This is a genomic window from Rhizobacter sp. Root404 (assembly GCF_001425865.1).
Classification (GTDB): domain Bacteria; phylum Pseudomonadota; class Gammaproteobacteria; order Burkholderiales; family Burkholderiaceae_C; genus LMDS01.
The window spans coordinates 85,112-102,899 of sequence record NZ_LMDS01000005.1 but is presented as its reverse complement, the minus strand read 5'-3'; the positions used below and the strand labels follow the sequence as shown (position 1 = coordinate 102,899).

Below are 17,788 nucleotides of genomic sequence, written 5' to 3'. Positions count from 1 at the left end.
GTTCATGGCCAGCCCCGACAAGAAGTCGTTCCTGCTGCGCATCGACCCGCAGTTGTGGGCCGAGATCGAGCGGCTGGCGGCGGGCGAGCTGCGCAGCGTCAATGCGCAGGTGGAGTACCTGCTGCGCGAAGCGCTGAGGACCAGAACCGGGAAGAGCAAGGCGCCGGCCGAGCCGCGCAAGCCGCCGCGCTGATCCGAAGCTTCAGCGCTCGATGCGCGCGAAGGCGCTGTGGTTGTGGATGGACTCGAAGTTCTCGACATCCACGCTGTAGCGCCCGATGCGCGCATCGGTGTTCAGGCGCAGCGCCACGTCGCGGACCAGGTCTTCCACGAACTTCGGGTTCTCGTACGCGCGCTCGGTGACCCACTTCTCGTCGGCGCGCTTGAGCATCGGCCAGATCTCGCTCGAGGCCGAATCCTCGGCGAAGCGCACCAGTTCCTGCCAGCCGATGTCGCCCAGCAGCTCGACGCGGATCGTCACGTGCGAGCGCTGGTTGTGGGCGCCGTAGTCGGAGATCTCCTTCGAACACGGGCACAGCGACTTGACCGGCACGACGACCTCGGCCCAGATGGTCACCGGCGCCACGGCACCGGCGGGTGACCCCTTGCCAGCGCGCGCCTCGGCGATCCAGCGGCCCTGGTACTCGAGCAGGCTCTGCACGCCGGTGACCGGCGCGCGCTTGCGCAGGAAGAACGGGAACTGCGCGTCGATCACGCCTTCGGTGGCGTGCAGCTTGTCGAGCATCAGCGCCATCTCGGCGCGCAGCGCGGGTGCGTCGAGCGGCTTGTCGAGGCCGTCGAGCCAGGCGACGAAGCGGGACATGTGCGTGCCCTTCTGCTCGGCCGGCAGCGCCACGTCGAGGCTCCAGACCGCCACCGTCGGCGACACGGTGTTGCCGATGCGCAGTTGCAGCGGATAGCGAACGCTCTTGACGCCGACACGCTGGATCGCGAGATGGCGTTCGTCACGCGCGCTCTGCGTGTCGGGAATGTGAAGCGCGTCTTTCAGGTTGGTCATGGATTTCATGGTGTGCCCAGACCCGAAGCATGCCAGCAAATGCCCGGCCGCACGCCGCCGCGGTTTTGAAGCCGCCGTTCGGCGGAATTCAATGGTTGACGGCGGTGCGCACCAGCGCCGGCTTGGCGCCGAAGCGCTTCAGGATCGATTGTTCGATGCCGGACGCGTCGAGGCCGCACTGGGCCATCAGCTTGGCCGGGTCCCCGTGCTCGATGAAGGCGTCGGGCAATCCGAGCGTCAACACCGGGATCACGATGCCGGCCGTCGCCAGTGCCTCCTGCACGGCGCTGCCGGCGCCGCCCATCACGCAACCGTCTTCGACCGTGACGATCGCGTCGTGGCTGCGCGCCAGCTCGGCGACGAGTTCGACATCGAGCGGCTTGACGAAGCGCATGTTGGCGACCGCGGCGTCGATGTTCCCGGCCGCGACCAGCGCCGGATACAGCAACGTGCCGAACGCAAGGATCGCGACGCGCGGGCCGCCCTGCCCGACCGCGCGCGCGATGCTGCGGCGAACCTCGCCCTTGCCGAACGGCAGTTCGGCCAGGTCGGTACCGGCCGCAACGCCGGCACCGGCACCGCGCGGGTAGCGCACCGCGACCGGGTGATCCTGGCGGAACGCCGTGGTCAGCGCGGCGCGGCATTCGCGCTCGTCTGCCGGCGTCAGCACGCTCATGTTCGGGATGCAGCGCAGGTAGGCGATGTCGTAGTTGCCGGCGTGGGTGGCGCCATCGGCACCGACAAGACCGGCGCGGTCGAGCGCGAACACGACCGGCAAGTTCTGGATCGCGACGTCGTGGATCAGCTGGTCGTAGGCGCGCTGCAGGAAGGTCGAGTAGATCGCGACCACCGGCTTCAACCCTTCGCAGGCCAGGCCGGCCGCGAACGTGACGGCGTGCTGCTCGGCGATACCGACGTCGTGGTACCGCTTCGGGAAGCGCCGTTCGAATTCGACGAGGCCGGAGCCCTCGCGCATCGCCGGCGTGATGCCGATCAGCCGCTCGTCGGTGGCCGCCATGTCGCACAGCCAGTTGCCGAAGACCTGGGTGAAGGTGGGCTTGGCCGGCGTGCTCGGCTTGACGATGCCAACCGCCGGGTCGAACTTGCCGGGGCCGTGGTAGTTGACCGGGTCCGCCTCGGCCAGCTTGTAGCCGTACCCCTTCTTCGTGACGACGTGCAGGAACTGCGGGCCCTTGAGCTGGCGCAGGTTCTCGAGCGTCGGGATCAGCGAGTCGAGGTCGTGGCCATCGATCGGGCCGACGTAGTTGAAGCCGAACTCCTCGAAGATCGTGCCGGGCACGACCATGCCCTTGGCATGCTCCTCGAAGCGGCGCGCCAGCTCGAACAGCGGCGGCGCGTTCTTCAGCACCGACTTGGCGGTGTCGCGCGCGGTCGCGTAAAACTTGCCGCTCATCAGGCGCGCCAAGTGTCGGTTCAGCGCGCCGACCGGCGGCGAGATCGACATGTCGTTGTCGTTCAGCACCACCAGCATGTCGGCGTGCGAGACACCGCCGTTGTTCAGCGCCTCGAAGGCCATGCCGGCGCTCATCGCGCCGTCACCGATGATGGCCACGGCGCGCCGGTCCTCGCCCTTCAGTTTCGCGGCCACGGCCATGCCGAGCGCGGCGGAGATCGAGGTCGACGAGTGCGCGGTGCCGAACGCGTCGTACTCGCTCTCGTCGCGGCGCGGGAAGCCCGAGATGCCGCCCAGCTGGCGCAGCGTGCCCATGCGCTCGCGCCGCCCGGTCAGGATCTTGTGCGGGTAGGTCTGGTGGCCCACGTCCCATACCAGCCGGTCGTGCGGCGTGTTGTAGACGTGGTGGAGTGCGATCGTCAGTTCGACGGTGCCGAGGTTGGACGACAGGTGGCCGCCAGTCTGCGACACGCTCTGGACGACGAAATCGCGCAGTTCGGTCGCGAGCTGCTTCAGCTCGGGTCGCGACAAAGTGCGCAGATCGGCCGGGCTGGCGATGGATTCGAGCAGGGTGTGCTTCATGTCGGCTGCACCTTAGTCAGCTTTCGCGCTCGACGACCTTGTCGGCGAGCAGGCTCAACCATGCGGCGTCGCGCAGGCCGCTGCGCGCGAGCGCAGCCTGGGCCTTGTCGCGGAGCTCGGTCGCGTGGCGGCGCGCGGCGTCGAGGCCGAGCACCGTCACGTAGGTCGGTTTGTTGTTGTCGAGATCCTTGCCCGCGGTCTTGCCGAGCGTGGCGGAGGCCTGCGTCACATCGAGAATGTCGTCGACGACCTGGAACGCCAGCCCGAGCGCGTCGCCGTACTCGCCCAGAGCGTCCCACTGCGCCGCGGTCGCATGGCCGCAGGCCGCGCCCATCAGCACGCTGGCCTGCAACAGGGCACCGGTCTTGCGATGGTGCATGTCGCGCAGGACGTGCTCGTCGAGCGGACGGCCGATGCTGGCGAGGTCGATGGCCTGGCCGCCGGCCATGCCAGCGTGACCGGCCGAGCGCGCCAGCAGCGAGCACAGCCGCGCCTGCAGCGGCGCGGGCATCGCGGGATCGTCGTCGGGCGTCAGCACCTCGAACGCCAGCGCCTGCATCGCGTCGCCGGCCAGCATGGCCTGCGCCTCGCCGAACTGCACGTGGACGGTGGGCTTGCCACGCCGGAGCACGTCGTTGTCCATGCAGGGCATGTCGTCGTGGACCAGCGAGTAGGCATGGATCAGCTCGACCGCACAGGCCGCACGCATCGCTGCGGCATGCGCGCCGTGGACCGCCTGGGCGGCGGCCAGCACCAGCAGCGGGCGCACGCGCTTGCCGCCGTCGAGCACCCCGTAGCGCATGGCCATGCCGAGGCCGGCCGGCGCGTCGGCAGGCACCCAGTTGTCCAGCGCCGCCTCGACGGCCTCGGCCTCGCGGCGCATCCAGATGTCGAATTCGGAGAGCTTCATGCGGCAGGTGAACGGGGCGGCGCGGCGGCGGCGATCAGGGGCTTGAGCTGCCCGTCCTCGAGCACCTTGACCTGCTGTTCGATCGCCTCGAGCCGGGAGCGGCAGAAGCCGAGCAGTTCGGAACCGCGCTGGTAGCTTTCGAGCAGCCGGTCCAGTGGCAACTGCCCCGCTTCCATTGCGCCGACCAGGCGGTCGAGTTCGCCGAGCGCTTCTTCGTAGCTGGCGGGAGCGCTCGATGCTGCGGCGCTGGGGGAGCTTGTCTTTGCCATTTGCCGTATCGTGAAAACCCCTGATTGTAGTCAGCCGGTCGCGCGTGCGAATCCCGAGGATGGCGGACGCCCGTGTCCAAGCGTGACAATCGCGCAAGGCCTTGCGACCCCGTGCGCGAAGACCCCCCGGGTACAATGACGGTCCTGCCGAGCCTGGCAGTCCTGCGCGTTCCCGAAGGGATGCGGTGTTCAACCACTTAGGAGACTCGCCGGGATCATGTCGGACCTGAGCGTCACCCTGGCAGCGCTCGATCGCAGCGCCTCACAACTCCCGGTCAGCAGCTACTTCGACGATGGCCTGTTTCGTCGCGAGATGGCGACACTTTTTGCCGACAATCCGCGCTACCTGGGCCACGAGCTGGCCGTACCCGAGATCGGCGACTACTACGCGCTGCCGCAGGAAGGCGAAGGGCGTGCGCTCGTGCGCACCCAGCGCGGTGTCGAGCTGATCTCGAACGTCTGCCGCCACCGCCAGGCGCTGATGCTGCGCGGTCGCGGCAACACCAAGCGCAACATCGTCTGCCCGCTGCACCGCTGGACCTACGATCTGGCGGGCCAGCTGGTCGGCGCTCCCCACTTCCCCGACGACCCGTGCCTGAACCTGAACAACTACCCGGTCCAGGTCTGGAACGGCATGGTGTTCGAGGGCAAGGGTCGGGACGTGGCCGCCGACCTGGCCGGTCTCGGCCCCGTCAACGATCTGAAGTTCGACGGCTACGTGCTCGACCACGTGAAGATGCACGAGTGCGACTACAACTGGAAGACCTTCATCGAGGTCTACCTCGAGGATTACCACGTCGGCCCGTTCCATCCCGGCCTCGGCCAGTTCGTGACCTGCGACGAACTGCGCTGGGAGTTCGGCCCGCACCATTCGGTGCAGACGGTCGGCACCAAGAACGAGCTCGCGCGTCCCGGCACGCCGGCCTACCGCAAATGGCACGACGCGGTGCTCAAGTACCGCAACGGCGAGCTGCCCAAGCACGGCGCGATCTGGCTGACCTACTACCCGACCGTGATGGTCGAGTGGTACCCGCACGTGCTCGTCGTGTCGACGCTGTACCCGCGCGGCCCGCAGAAGACGTTGAACGTCGTCGAGTTCTACTACCCGGAAGAGATCCACGCCTTCGAGCGCGAGTTCATCGAGGCCGAGCAGGCCGCGTACTGGGAGACCTGCGCCGAGGACGACGAGATCGCGCTGCGCATGGACGCCGGCCGCCGCGCGCTGATGGAACGCGGCGATGACGAGGTCGGCCCGTACCAGAGCCCGATGGAAGACGGCATGCAGCAGTTCCACGAGTGGTATCGCACCGCGATGAAGGACCGGCTCTGAAGAAGAGGTCGGCTTGAATCCCGCGTGGTTGATGGTGTTCGCGTCGCTGCTGTTCGCGACGATGGGCGTGTGCGTGAAGCTGGCGTCGGCGGACTACGCACCGGGCGAGATCATCCTGTACCGCGGCCTGCTCGGCGCGGTGCTGATCGCGCTGCTCGCACGCTCGCGCGGCGTGTCGCTCAAGACCGGCGTGCCGGCGACGCACTTCTGGCGCAGCCTGACCGGCGTGATCGCGATGTTCCTGTGGTTCTACTCGCTCGGCAATTTGCCGCTGGCGACCGCGATGACGCTGAACTACATGTCGTCCGTGTGGATGGCGCTGTTCCTCATCGGCGGCGCCGCGATGCTGGGCAGCGCGCGGGTCGACGGGCGGCTGATCGGCACCGTGCTGCTCGGCTTCGCCGGCGTCGCGCTGATCCTGCGGCCGACGATCGAGCAGGACCAGCTCTGGCACGGCCTGATCGGCCTGTTGTCCGGCATGATCTCGGCAACCGCCTACCTGCAGGTCACCGCGCTGGCCCGCGCAGGCGAACCCGAGATGCGCATCGTCTTCTACTTCTCGCTCGGCGGCGCGCTGTTCGGGCTGCTGACGACGCTGTACACCGGCATGCACGCGCACACGTGGCGCGGCGTCGCGCTGCTGCTCGCGGTCGGCGGGCTGGCCACCGTCGCGCAGCTGCTGATGACGCGCGCCTACAGCACCGGCCGCACGCTGGTGATCGCGAGCCTGCAGTACCTCGGCATCGCGTTCTCGTTCGGTTATGGCGTGCTGCTGTTCGCCGACCGCATGACCTGGATGGCATTCGCCGGCATGCTGCTGATCGTCGGTGCCGGGCTGGGTGCGACGCTGCTGCGCAGCCGCACGCCGCTGGCCGCCGACGCGACGAACTCGACCCTGGAGTCCTGATGACCCTCGCCCTCAAGACGCTGATCACGGCCGCCGAGCTGCAAGCGGCGCTCGCCCGGAACGAACCGTGCGTGCTGATCGACACGAGTTTCGACCTCGTCGACACCGCCGCCGGCGAGGCGGCGTGGCGCGCCGGCCACCCGCCGGGCGCGCTGTACCTGCACCTCGACCGCGACCTGTGCGGCCCGAAGGCCGGCCCGGACGGCGCGTTCCGCGGCCGCCACCCGTTGCCGGCGCGCGCGGAGTTCGCGGCGGTGCTCGGGCGCTGCGGCATCACCCCGTCGACGCCCGTGGTCGCCTTCGACCGGCAAGGCGGCGTCTACGCGTCGCGGCTGTGGTGGATGCTGCGCTGGATGGGGCATGAGAACGCCGCGGTGCTCGATGGCGGCGTGGCAGCGTGGACGGCCGCCGGCGGCGCGCTCGTCACCGCGGCACCGACGCCAACCGCTGCGGCACCCTATCCGGACCGCCCCAGCCTCGTCGACACGATCCACGCCACGGCACTCGCGTCCGAACTCGGCCGGGTGAGCCTGATCGACGCGCGCGCCGGCGAGCGCTTCCGCGGCGCGGTCGAGCCGCTCGACGCTGCGGCCGGCCACATCCCTGGAGCGTCGAACCGCTTCTTCAAGGACAACCTCGGCGCAGACGGCCGATTCAAGCCCGCGGCGCAGCTGCGCGCCGAGTTCGACGCGCTGCTCGGCGCCGCCACGCCGCGGACGACTGTGCACCAGTGCGGCTCGGGCGTCACCGCGTGCCACAACCTGCTCGCGATGGAGCACGCCGGGCTCGCCGGCTCGGTCCTGTACCCGGGGTCGTGGAGCGAGTGGTCGGCCGATCCGACGCGGGCCGTCGCACGCGGCTGACCGCGCGCGCGTCGACCCTTGTCCTGGGTCAACAACTCGGGGGATAGCGCTAGCTGCCGAACCTGCGGCGGCGCATCATGTCCGAGCGGTTCCGTGACCGCGAAGGAGACGACATGTTCAAGCGCATTCTCGTACCGACCGATGGCTCGGACATCACCTCGAAGGCCATCGACACCGCCATCGCCCTGGCCAAGTCCGTGGGCGCCGAACTCCACACGATCAGCGTGAAGGAGCCGTTCCCGTACAGCGCGATCTCGGAGATGCAGCCGACGCCGCCGCAGGAATTCTTCGACGCACAGGAGCGCATCGCGACCAAGCGCGTTCAGGCCGTCGTCGAGGCCTGCCGGCAAGCCGGCGTGCCCTGCGAACCCGTCACGGTCGAGGCCCTGCACCCGTGGGAAGCCATCATCGACCACGCCACGCGGGCCGAATGCGACCTGCTGGTGATGGCCTCGCACGGCCGCCGCGGCGTCACCGCCCTGCTGCTCGGCAGCGAGACGCAGAAGGTGCTGACGCACTCGAAGGTGCCGGTCCTGATCGTGCGCTGACGACGCACCGGCGCGGGTCAACGGGTCAGGCGACGCCGTTGGCCTTCATCCACGCGACGCAGCGCTTCCAGCCGTCCTCCGCCGCATCCTTCTTGTAGCTCGGCCGATAGTCGGCATGGAAGGCGTGCGGCGCGCCCGGGTAGACGACGAACTGCGAGGCCTTCGCGGCCGCATTGCCGGTCGCCAGCGCGGCCTTCATCTGGTCGACCGCGGCGACCGGGATGCCCTGGTCCTCCGCGCCGTAGAGCCCCAGCACCGGCGCCTTCAGCTGACCGACCAGGTCGATCGGGTTCTTCGGCTTCAGCTCGCTCGGCACGCCCTGCAGCTGGCCGTACCAGGCCACGCCGGCCTTCACCGCGGGGTTGTGCGCTGCGAACAGCCACGTGACGCGCCCACCCCAGCAGAAACCGGTGACGCCGAGCCGGCCGGTGTCGCCGCCGTTGGCCTTCGCCCACGCCACGGTCGCATCCAGGTCCCCCATGACCTGCGCGTCGGGCACCTTGTTGACGACTTCGCTCAGCAGCTTGCCGATCTCGCCGAACGACTGCGCGTCGCCCTGGCGCACGAACAGCTCCGGCGCGATCGCCAGGTAGCCCAGCTTCGCGAACCGGCGCGCCACGTCGGCGATGTGCTCGTGCACGCCGAAGATCTCCGAGACGACCAGCACGACGGGCAGGTTGGTCTTGCCGGCCGGCATCGCGCGGTACGCCGGCATCTTGAAGTCGCCGGACGGGATCATGACCTCGCCGACGGTCAGGCCCGTGCTGTCGGTCTTGATCGTCTGCGCGGTCACCGGCAGCACCGCCGCGGCGAAGCCGGTGCCGACGGCGGCGCGGACGAAGTCGCGACGGCTGCGGTCGCTCGGAATTCCAGGAACATCGGCTGCGTGTGTCGACATGAACGGCTCCGTGACAGGGTGGCGCATTCTAGAAACGCGCCGGTGGCGGCGTCGGCGTCGCTGAAGAAACCCGCGCTTTGCACGGACAATGGGGCATGCACCCCTCTTCCTCCCCTGCCTCCGGCAGCGACGCCCCGCGCTGGCCCGGCCAGCTGGCGGCGATCGACATGGGCTCGAACAGTTTCCGGCTCGAGATCGGCCAGCTGATCGACGGCCGCTACCGCCGCATCGACTACCTGAAGGAAACCGTCCGCCTGGGCGCCGGCCTGGACGCCAACGGCTTGCTGACCGACGCCGCGAGCGCCCGCGGCCTGACCTGCCTGGCGCGCTTCGCGCAGCGCCTGCAGGGCTTCGAGCCGGCGCAGGTGCGCGCGGTCGCGACGCAGACGCTGCGCGAAGCCCGCAACCGCGACGCGTTCCTGCTCGGCGCGCAGGCGGCGCTCGGCTTCCCGATCGAAGTGATCTCGGGGCGCGAGGAAGCGCGCCTGATCTACGCCGGCGTCGCGCGGCTGCAGCCGTCCAGCGTGCCGCGGCTCGTCGTCGACATCGGGGGGCGATCGACCGAGATGATCCTCGGCCACGGCCGCAAGCCGGTGCGCGCGGAGTCGTTCCAGGTCGGCAGCGTCAGCCTGTCGCTGCGCTACTTCGGCGAGGGCCGCTTCACCGAAGGCGCGTTCCGCCGCGCGCAGATCGCCGCGGGCGCCGAACTCGAGGAAGGGCTCGCGCCGTTCGCCGCCGTGCACTGGCAGGAGGCGCTCGGCTCGTCGGGCACGGTCGGTGCGGTCTCGCAGTTGCTGGCCGCGAGCGACGTCACCGACGGTCGCATCACGCCCGATGGCCTGCGCTGGCTGATGGAGCAGTGTTTGCGCGCCGGCAAGGTCGAGAAGCTCGCGCTGCCGGGCTTGAAGGAGGACCGCCGGGCGGTGATCGCCGGCGGCCTGTCGATCCTGTACACGCTGGCCGCGAACTTCGGCATCGCCGAACTGGCGCCGGCGCGCGGCGCGCTGCGCCAGGGCGTGATCTTCGACCTCGACGAACGACATCACGCCACCCGGCTGCCGCAGGACGGCCATGACATCCGCGACGCCTCGGTGCGCGAGCTGCAGCGCCGCTTCATGGTCGACACGCAGCAGGCTGCTCGCGTCACGTCGATCGCGAGCACGCTGTACGCCGGCGTGCAGCCGAAGGCGGACGCCGAGACGCGGCGCGAGCTGCTCTGGGCCTGCGCGCTGCACGAGATCGGCATGATGGTCTCGCACCACGACCACCACCGCCACAGCGCCTACGTGCTCGACCATGTCGACGCGCCCGGGTTCTCGCAGAGCCAGCTGCGCCGCGTCGGCGCGCTGGTGCTCGGGCAGCGCGGCGGTCTGCGCAAGATCGAATCGAGCCTGTCGCGCGACGACTTCGCATGGCAGGTGCTGTGCCTGCGCCTGGGCGTGATCAAGTGCCATGCGCGCGGCGAGGTCAGCACCGACGCGATGCGACTCAAACGCGTGGGCACGACGGCCGAGCTCAGCGTCGCGCCCGGCTGGGCCGACAGCCACCCGCGCACGCGTCACCTGCTCGAAGAGGAAACCGCGATGTGGGCCCGCAACGGCCCGCTGAAGCTCGAACTTCGAGGCTAGAGGCAGTCCGGCGACTGCACCGCCTGCAGGATCACCTGCGCGCGGTCCTCGCGCTGCCGGCCGCGGATCCACCAGACCGCGCCCTTCTTGATCGTCCAGTTCTGCGGCTGGTCGGACAGCAGGTACGACGCGACGAAGCCCAGCGTCGGCTGGTGGCCCACGATCAGCACCGGTTCGCTCGCGTCCGGCCAGCGCGCGGCCTTCAGCAGCGCCTCGCCGTTGCCGTCCGGGCCGAGCTCGGCCAGCGTCTTGAACTTGCGGCCGAGCGCCTTGGCGGTCTGCTGGCAGCGCAGCGCCGGGCTGACGAGCACGCGGGTCGAGTGCGCGAGGCGCTGGTTCACCCATTCGCCCATGCGCTGGGCCTGGCGCTCGCCCTTCGGCGTCAGCGCGCGCGCCAGGTCGTCGGTCTCCTCGCGCAACTCGAACGCCTCGGCGTGGCGCCACAGGATCAGGTCCATCTCAGCCCCCGCCTTCGGTGTAGCGGGCCACCAGCGCCTGCTGCGCGCTCGGCCCGTCGGTGCCGATCCGCTCGTAGCTGCCGTCGGCGTGCAGCTGCCACGCGTCCTGCCGGTCGTGCAGGTATGGCACCAGGCACTCGTCGATCACGCGCTGGCGCAGCTTCGCATCGCGCACCGGCCAGGCCACCTCGATGCGGCCGAACATGTTGCGCGCCATCCAGTCGGCGCTGGACAGGAACAGCGCCTGGTCGTCCGGCGCGTCGCCCCAGCAAAAATAGCTGACCCGCGAGTGCTCGAGGAATCGGCCGACCACCGAGCGCACTCGGATGCGGTCCGTCACGCCGTCGATGCCGGGCGGCAGCATGCATGCGCCGCGCACGATCAGGTCGATGTCGGCGCCGCGCTGGCCCGCGCCGACGAGCGCGCGCATCAGCGCCGGGTCGGTCAGCGCGTTGACCTTGACCACGATGCGCGCGCGCCGCCCGTCGCGCGCCGCGAGCGCGACCTTCTCGATGTGCGCGAGCATCTGCTTGTGCAGCGTGAACGGCGCCTGCAGCAGCACGCGCAGCGGCTTCGTGCGGCCCAGGCTCGCGAGTTGCTGGAACACCGCGTCGGCGTCGCCGGTCAGGTCGGGCTCGGCGGTGAAGTAGCCGAGGTCGGTGTACAGACGCGCGGTCTTCGGGTTGTAGTTGCCGGTCGACAGGTGCGCATAGCGCCGCAACCGCCCCTGCTCGCGCCGCGTGATCAGCAGCAGCTTGGCGTGGGTCTTCAGGCCGACGATGCCGTAGACCACCTGCACGCCGACCGCCTCGAGCCGCTCGGCCCAGTTGATGTTGGCCTCCTCGTCGAAGCGCGCCTTCAGCTCGACGACGACCATCACCTCCTTGCCGCGGCGCGCCGCCTCGATCAGCAGGTCCATCAGCGGCGATTCGCTGCCGGTTCGGTAGATCGTCTGCTTGATCGCCAGCACGTCCGGATCGTGCACCGCCTCGCGCAGGAACTGCACCACCGGGTCGAACGACTCGAACGGCTGGTGCAGCAGCACGTCGCGTTCGCGCAGCCGGTCGAACATCGAGGCCTGACGCGGCAGCGCCTTCTGCGGCCACGCCGGCTCGAAGGGGGCGAAGCGCAGCGCGGCGCCCGCGGGCGCGCCGGAATCGTCGCGCACCTGATCGATCAGCTGGAACAGCCGCACCAGGTTGACAGGCCCGTTGACGAGGTACAGCGCCGCCGGCGGCAGCGCGAATTGCTGCAGCAGGAATTCGTACAACTCGGCCGGGCAGGTGTTGACGACCTCGAGCCGCACCGCCTGGCCGAAGTGGCGCGTCGTGAGCCCCGAGCGCAGCGCCTGGCGCAGGTTCTTCACGTCGCCCTCGTCGACGTCGAGGTCGGAGTCGCGCGTGACGCGGAACTGCGAGAACACCTCGACCTCACGGCCCGGGAACAACTCGGCGAGGTGGGCGCGGATCACGCTGGTCAGCAGCACGAAGGCCTGGCGGCCGCCGGCCAGCTTGTCGGGCAGGCGGATCACGCGCGGCAGCACCCGCGGGACTTTCACGATCGCGAACGTGTTCTCGCGACCGAACGCATCCTTGCCGCCGAGCCGGGCGATGAAGTTGAGCGACTTGTTCGCCACCTGCGGGAACGGGTGCGACGGATCGAGCCCGACCGGTACCAGCAGCGGCCGCACCTCGCGCTCGAAGAACGCGGCGACCCAGCGCCGCTGCTCGGCATCGCGGCTGCCGTGGTTCAGGATCACGATGCCCTGCTGCTGCAGCGCCGGCATCACCTCGTCGTTGAAGACGCCGTACTGGTCGTCGATCAAGGCGTGCGCGTCGGCCGCCACCGAATCGAGGTCACGGGTCGAGACGCCCGAGCCGGCGCGCCGCGCCGCCTCCAGGTAGTCGGCCACGCGCACCTCGAAGAACTCGTCCATGTTCGACGAGACGATGCAGACATAGCGCAGGCGTTCGAGCAGTGGCACGTCGGCGCGCTGCGCCTGCGCCAGCACGCGCCGGTTGAACTCGAGGATCGCCCGTTCCCGGTTCAGCAGCGCGGGCATGGTCGGGTCGCCAGGGGCGCGGGCATCGGTCATCCGCCCAGTTTATGAACGATTTGCGACTTCTTCGTGACACCGCTCATGTGCGCCGCGCGCTGTACCAGCGTCCGAGCACGATGCTGGCAATGCAGACCGCGAGCCACGCGCTGCCGCTCGCGAAGCCGGCGAGCACGTCGCTGGCGAAGTGCACGCGCAGGAACATCCGGCTGGCGCCGATCGTGAAGGCGAGCACCACGGCCGCGATCCAGATCGCCAGGTGCCAGCGCGGCGGCAGCAGCCGCGTCGCGACATAGGCCAGCATGCCGTAGCCGACGACCGCGCCCGAGCTGTGGCCGCTCGGGAAGCTGAAGCCGTGCGCCAGCACCAGGCCGTCGTCGTGAAGAGGCCTCACCCGCTCGAACACATGCTTCAGCGTCTGGTTCAGCAGCCCGTTGCCGGCGATCGCGACGACCCAGGCGAAGGCGAGCCAGCGCCGGTGCAGCACCACCAAGCCGATCGCGACGGCGATGCACAGCACGGTCATCGTCGCGACGTCGCCGAGCCGCGTGACCGCCGCGAAGAAGTGCAGCGCCGCCAGCGGCACGTCGCGCACGCCCTGCGTGATGAGTTCGTCGGCCGCGCCGAGCGCCGCCTGCGCGTGCAGCGCCTCGGCGATCTCCGCGAACCCCCACGCGCCCGCCACGATCGCGCCGAAGCCCAGCGCGAGCCGCAGCCCGAGCAGCCACGGCGGGGGCGTGGCCACGTGGCCGGGCAGCACGATCAGGCGATGCCGCACCCACCACCCGATGTAGGTCGCCGCGACGACGAGCACCACCGAGACGACGAAGATCGCCAGCGCATGCGGCGCCGCGACCCGCGCCAGCGCGACGATCGCGGCGTTGCCCACGTCCGCGTCAGCGCCCACCGTTCGACCGCGCCGGAGAAATCGTCGTCACCGCCTGGCAGGTGAAGGCCGGGCCGCCGGCCGGGCAGTCCCACTGTTCGATCTGCGCACCGCGGCCGTCCCAGCGCAGCAGGTTCACCGAGTTCGGCACACCCTCGCGCACCCGCTCCGAGACTGCCGTGCCGGCCTGAACGACCCACAGCGGCCGCGGCACGCCCTCGATGGGCAGCACGTACGGCAGGTGGATGTGCCCGCCCATCACGATGTCGGCACCCGCGGCCGACCAGCGCGCGAGCGCCGCCGCGTGGCCGATCAGCCGGTCGTGTTCGTCCTCGGCGCGCGCCACCGCGGCGGGCTGGTGCACGACGACGACGCGCAGTTGCCCCGGCGCGGCCGCGGCCAGGCGCGCCGCCACGCGCGCCACTTGCGCGTCGTCGACCTCGCCGTTCTCGTGGCGCGCCGGTCGCGTGGTGTTGACGCCGACCACCAGCCAGGCGTCGGAGGCGAACACCGGCTCGAGCTCGTCGCCGAACGCCGCGCGGTAGCGGGCGTACGGGCGCAGCAGGCGTGTCAGGAGATCGAACAGCGGCAGGTCATGGTTGCCCGGGATCGCCAGCAGCGGCGCGCCGAGCCGATCGGCGAACGCACGCGCCGCACGGAATTGCGCCGGGCGTGCGCGCTGCGTGATGTCGCCGGAGAGCACCACCAGCGCCGGCCGCTCGCGCTGTGCCAACGCGACGAGCGCCTCGACCACCGGGGCGCGCTCGGTCCCGAAATGCGGGTCCGAGACCTGCAGGAGCACGCTCACGACCCGCCCTCCCCGTCGTCGAAGCGGCGTGCCGGCGCGAGCAGGTAGAGCGGCACCTCGGCGACCTCGAAGCGCAGCGGCGCCCGCATCCACAGCACCTCGCCGTCGACCGCGACCTTGATGCGCCGCATGCCGAATGCCAGCGACGGCTGCACCACCATGCGGTCGAAGCCGAAGGTCTCGACGTCCTCCGCCTCGCCGAGGCTGCCGAGCGCGCCGCGCAGCAGCAGCTGCAGCATCGCGAACGTGCCGATCGGCCGCAGCATCACGGCCGCGACGCACCCGGTCTCGACGCCGCCGCTGGTGTGCACGCCGATCTGCTCGAGCTGCAGCCGGTTGTTGCCGACGAACAGCGTGGGCGTGCGCACGTCGCGCGCCTGGCCGCCGCGTTCGATGCGCAACTTCAGCTGACGGTGTTCGCGCAGCAGCGTCACGAGGCCCGACAGCATCGCCACCGGCCGGCTGCGGCCGAAGCGGGCCTTGAAGGCTTCGCGGTCCTGCAGCAGCTCCGGGTACAGCCCGAGGCTGGCATTGACGAGGAACACCTTGCGGTTGACCAGCCCGATCTGGACCGGTCGCGGCGTGGCCGCGAGCAGCGCCGCGATCGCCGCCGCCGGCTCGGGCGGAATCCCGTGGGTTCGGGCGAAGTAGTTGAACGTGCCCTGCGGCATTACACCCATCGCGCAGCCGGCGCCGTGCGCGGCCTGCGCGACGGTGTTGATCGTGCCGTCGCCGCCGACGGCGACGACAGCCGAGCCGGCCGCACGCGCCGCGGCGGCGCATTCGCGCGCGACCTGCGCCAGATCCTGCGGCCGCGCGACGTGCAGCTCGGCGCGCCGCCCGGCCAGCGTCAGCGCCGTCTCGATCGCGGCCCGCTTGGTGTCGGCGTCGTTCTGACCGGCAGCGCCGTTGATGACGAACTGGAGCGGAGCATGGGGGTCGAACCGGATGGGTGGCATGGAGCAAGGGTGGGCCGCGGCACTGTCCGCCAGGGCGGAGTCTGCCCGGTCGGCGCCGGTCGCGACCCCGCATGTCGTGGGGGCATCGATGAAAGCGGGCCGAACACCGGGCAAATCGCCCCCTGAACGTCATACGACGGTGCTAACGTCCGGCAACCACGGAGGTGCCTTGATCACAACCCCTGCCCCGACCCGTACCGACGCACTGCGCCGCGAGCTGCTCGAAACAGTCGCCGCCCTGCAACGCCGCCGCGCCGATCTCGTCAGCGAGGCGTTGATCGCCGATTACGTGGCGCTCTACTGGCTGGAGTGGAACGGCGGCACGCTGCAGCTGACCCAGACCGGCAAGAACGTCTGCGACCAGATGCGCGCCGAGGCGCGGTTGCCATAGCAACGCCGACCTGTAGGAACTCTCCTACAGGGCATCGCGGGGGCGCCCGCTCGACGGTCAACCGTGCCGGCGATAAATTTCGGCCATCTTTCCCCGTCCGGGACGATCGCGCCGCATGGCCAAACCGACCAAGAACAAGACAGCCGCTGCCGCCCCGGCGGGGCTGGCCAAGAGCCCCACCGGCATCACCGGCCTCGACGAGATCACGGGCGGCGGCTTGCCGCGCGGCCGGCCGACGCTCGTATGCGGCGCCGCCGGCTGCGGCAAGACGATGCTCGCGGCCGAGTTTCTGGTGCGCGGTGCGATGCAGTTCGACGAGCCCGGCGTCTTCATGATGTTCGAGGAGACCGCGGACGAACTTGCCGCCAATGTCGCGTCGATCGGCTGGGACCTGGGCAAACTGGAGCGGCAGAAGAAGATCGCGATCGACTTCGTGCGCGTCGAGCGCAGCGAGATCGAGGAAACCGGCGAGTACGACCTCGAGGGTCTGTTCATCCGCCTGGGCCATGCGATCGACACGATCGGCGCGAAGCGCGTCGTGCTCGACACGGTCGAGGCGCTGTTCGCCGGCGTGCCCAACCACGCGATCCTGCGGGCCGAGTTGCGGCGCCTGTTTCGCTGGCTGAAGGACAAGGGCGTCACCGCTGTCATCACCGCGGAGCGCGGCGAGAACACGTTCACCCGCTATGGCCTCGAGGAGTACGTGGCCGACTGCGTGATCCTGCTCGACCACCGCATCCATGATCAGGTCTCGACGCGCCGCCTGCGCGTCGTCAAGTACCGCGGCTCGCCGCACGGCACCAACGAATACCCGTTCCTGATCGGCCAGTACGGCATCTCGGTGCTGCCGATCACGTCGCTGACGCTGCAGCACGCGGCGCCGCGCGAGCGCATGCCCACCGGCATCACGGGGCTCGACCAGATGCTCGGCGGTGCCGGCGTGTTCCGCGGCAGCAGCGTGCTGGTGTCTGGCGCGCCGGGCACCGGCAAGAGCAGCCTGGCCGCCAGCTTCGTCAACGCGGCCTGCAGCCGGGGCGAGCGGGCCCTGCTGTTCGCCTACGAAGAATCCCAGAGCCAGCTGCTGCGCAACATGGAATCCATCGGCCTCGACCTGCGCCGATGGGTCTCCAAGGGGCTGCTGCGCATCGAATCGACGCGGCCCACGCTGCACGGCCTGGAGCAGCACCTGGTCCACATGTACGACCTGGTCAACGCGTTCAAGCCCGCCGTCGTCGCGGTCGACCCGATCAGCAACCTGACCTCGCAGGCGGACGACGGCGGGCTCAAGCTGACGCTGATGCGCCTGATCGACTTCCTGAAGACCAGCAACACGACCGCGCTGTTCACCTCGCTGACCGCCGACAGCGGCAACGTCGCGCTGGCCTCGTCCGAGGTCGGCGTCTCGTCGCTGATGGACACCTGGCTGCTGCTGGCCAACATCGCGCTGAACGGCGAGCGCACGCGCACGCTGCAGGTGCTCAAGTCGCGCGGCATGCCGCACTCGAACCAGGTGCGCGAGTTCGTCTTCTCTGACCACGGCGTCGATCTGGTCGATGTCTATCTGTTCGGCGACCAGGTGCTGACCGGCACCGCGCGCATCGCCCACGAAGCGCACCTGAGCGCGGCGAACGACCTGCGCGGCCGCGACCACGAGCGGCGGTTGCGCGATCTCGCGAACCGGCGCAAGGCGCTGGATGCGCAGATCGCCGCGATGCTGCTCGAGGCGGACGAGCGCGCCGGCGAGGTCGAGTTCGCGATCGCACGCGAGAAGTTCGAGGCCGAGTCGAGCACCTCGCGAGCGCGCGACATCGCCGCCGCCCGCGGCAAGACCGAGGCGACCAACGGTCGACGCAAGGGCTGACC

Annotated in this window: 18 protein-coding genes; 8 read left to right on the top strand and 10 right to left on the bottom strand. The window is 70.1% G+C overall.

Annotation, left to right across the window (positions count from 1 at the left end; genetic code table 11):
* Positions 1–4: 4 nt before the first annotated feature.
* Positions 5–193: a hypothetical protein gene (locus ASC76_RS14640; protein ID WP_056467725.1), complete on the top strand. Its 189-nt coding sequence runs from the start codon at positions 5–7 to the stop codon at positions 191–193.
* Between the two features lie 9 nt (positions 194–202).
* Here the strand turns inward: ASC76_RS14640 and folE2 are convergent, their stop codons facing one another.
* The 4 genes from folE2 to xseB form a co-directional block, all read right to left on the bottom strand.
* On the bottom strand, positions 203–1,018 hold the full coding sequence (folE2, locus tag ASC76_RS14635; RefSeq protein ID WP_056467722.1) for a GTP cyclohydrolase FolE2: 816 nt from the start codon (positions 1,016–1,018) through the stop codon (positions 203–205).
* Positions 1,019–1,106: 88 nt separating this feature from the next.
* Positions 1,107–3,014, bottom strand: a complete 1,908-nt coding sequence (gene dxs / locus ASC76_RS14630) for a 1-deoxy-D-xylulose-5-phosphate synthase (protein WP_056467720.1) — start codon at positions 3,012–3,014, stop codon at positions 1,107–1,109.
* A gap of 16 nt (positions 3,015–3,030) precedes the next feature.
* Entirely contained in the window at positions 3,031–3,924 is an 894-nt protein-coding gene (locus ASC76_RS14625) for a polyprenyl synthetase family protein (protein WP_056467717.1), read from the bottom strand.
* Positions 3,921–4,193, bottom strand: coding sequence for an exodeoxyribonuclease VII small subunit (gene xseB, locus ASC76_RS14620; RefSeq protein WP_056467715.1), 273 nt, complete (start codon positions 4,191–4,193; stop codon positions 3,921–3,923). Before xseB ends, ASC76_RS14625 begins: the two co-directional genes overlap by 4 nt.
* Positions 4,194–4,410: 217 nt before the next feature.
* On the opposite strand from xseB, the gene ASC76_RS14615 reads away from it, so the two are divergent.
* From ASC76_RS14615 to ASC76_RS14600, 4 genes are all read left to right on the top strand, one after another.
* Entirely contained in the window at positions 4,411–5,523 is a 1,113-nt protein-coding gene (locus tag ASC76_RS14615) for an aromatic ring-hydroxylating dioxygenase subunit alpha (protein WP_056467713.1), read from the top strand.
* 13 nt (positions 5,524–5,536) lie between these two features.
* Positions 5,537–6,430: a DMT family transporter gene (locus ASC76_RS14610; protein WP_235580472.1), complete on the top strand. Its 894-nt coding sequence runs from the start codon at positions 5,537–5,539 to the stop codon at positions 6,428–6,430.
* Positions 6,430–7,293 (top strand): sulfurtransferase, encoded by an 864-nt coding sequence (locus ASC76_RS14605; RefSeq protein WP_056467706.1) that lies wholly within the window; start codon positions 6,430–6,432, stop codon positions 7,291–7,293. Before ASC76_RS14610 ends, ASC76_RS14605 begins: the two co-directional genes overlap by 1 nt.
* 113 nt (positions 7,294–7,406) lie before the next feature.
* Entirely contained in the window at positions 7,407–7,841 is a 435-nt protein-coding gene (locus ASC76_RS14600) for a universal stress protein (protein WP_056467703.1), read from the top strand.
* Between the two features lie 25 nt (positions 7,842–7,866).
* On the opposite strand, the gene ASC76_RS14595 is transcribed toward ASC76_RS14600, so the two are convergent.
* A complete protein-coding gene (locus ASC76_RS14595) occupies positions 7,867–8,739 on the bottom strand; it encodes a dienelactone hydrolase family protein (protein ID WP_056470841.1) in 873 nt (290 codons plus the stop codon).
* A gap of 95 nt (positions 8,740–8,834) precedes the next feature.
* On the opposite strand from ASC76_RS14595, the gene ASC76_RS14590 reads away from it, so the two are divergent.
* Positions 8,835–10,367, top strand: coding sequence for a Ppx/GppA phosphatase family protein (locus tag ASC76_RS14590; RefSeq protein ID WP_056467700.1), 1,533 nt, complete (start codon positions 8,835–8,837; stop codon positions 10,365–10,367).
* Here the strand turns inward: ASC76_RS14590 and ASC76_RS14585 are convergent.
* From ASC76_RS14585 to ASC76_RS14565, 5 genes are read right to left on the bottom strand one after another with little or no spacing between them, the layout of a single operon-like run.
* Complete coding sequence (locus ASC76_RS14585; RefSeq protein ID WP_056467697.1) at positions 10,364–10,825, bottom strand: histidine phosphatase family protein; 462 nt, start codon at positions 10,823–10,825, stop codon at positions 10,364–10,366. The genes ASC76_RS14590 and ASC76_RS14585 overlap by 4 nt on opposite strands.
* Before the next feature lies 1 nt (position 10,826).
* Positions 10,827–12,920, bottom strand: coding sequence for a polyphosphate kinase 1 (ppk1, locus tag ASC76_RS14580; RefSeq protein ID WP_056467694.1), 2,094 nt, complete (start codon positions 12,918–12,920; stop codon positions 10,827–10,829).
* A 43-nt stretch (positions 12,921–12,963) separates the two neighbouring features.
* Positions 12,964–13,788 carry a phosphatase PAP2 family protein gene (locus ASC76_RS14575; protein WP_056467692.1) on the bottom strand — a complete coding sequence of 275 codons (825 nt, stop codon included), beginning with the start codon at positions 13,786–13,788 and terminating at the stop codon, positions 12,964–12,966.
* Positions 13,778–14,575, bottom strand: coding sequence for a metallophosphoesterase (locus ASC76_RS14570; RefSeq protein WP_056467689.1), 798 nt, complete (start codon positions 14,573–14,575; stop codon positions 13,778–13,780). Before ASC76_RS14570 ends, ASC76_RS14575 begins: the two co-directional genes overlap by 11 nt.
* Positions 14,572–15,534, bottom strand: a complete 963-nt coding sequence (locus ASC76_RS14565; RefSeq protein ID WP_056467685.1) for a diacylglycerol kinase family protein — start codon at positions 15,532–15,534, stop codon at positions 14,572–14,574. The genes ASC76_RS14570 and ASC76_RS14565 overlap by 4 nt, the downstream gene beginning before the upstream one ends.
* A 169-nt stretch (positions 15,535–15,703) precedes the next feature.
* Between ASC76_RS14565 and ASC76_RS14560 the strand changes: the two genes are divergently transcribed.
* Together ASC76_RS14560 and kaiC are read left to right on the top strand one after the other, a co-directional pair.
* Positions 15,704–15,925 carry a hypothetical protein gene (locus ASC76_RS14560; RefSeq protein WP_056467682.1) on the top strand — a complete coding sequence of 74 codons (222 nt, stop codon included), beginning with the start codon at positions 15,704–15,706 and terminating at the stop codon, positions 15,923–15,925.
* 115 nt (positions 15,926–16,040) lie between these two features.
* Complete coding sequence (kaiC, locus tag ASC76_RS14555; protein WP_056467678.1) at positions 16,041–17,786, top strand: circadian clock protein KaiC; 1,746 nt, start codon at positions 16,041–16,043, stop codon at positions 17,784–17,786.
* Positions 17,787–17,788: the final 2 nt, after the last annotated feature.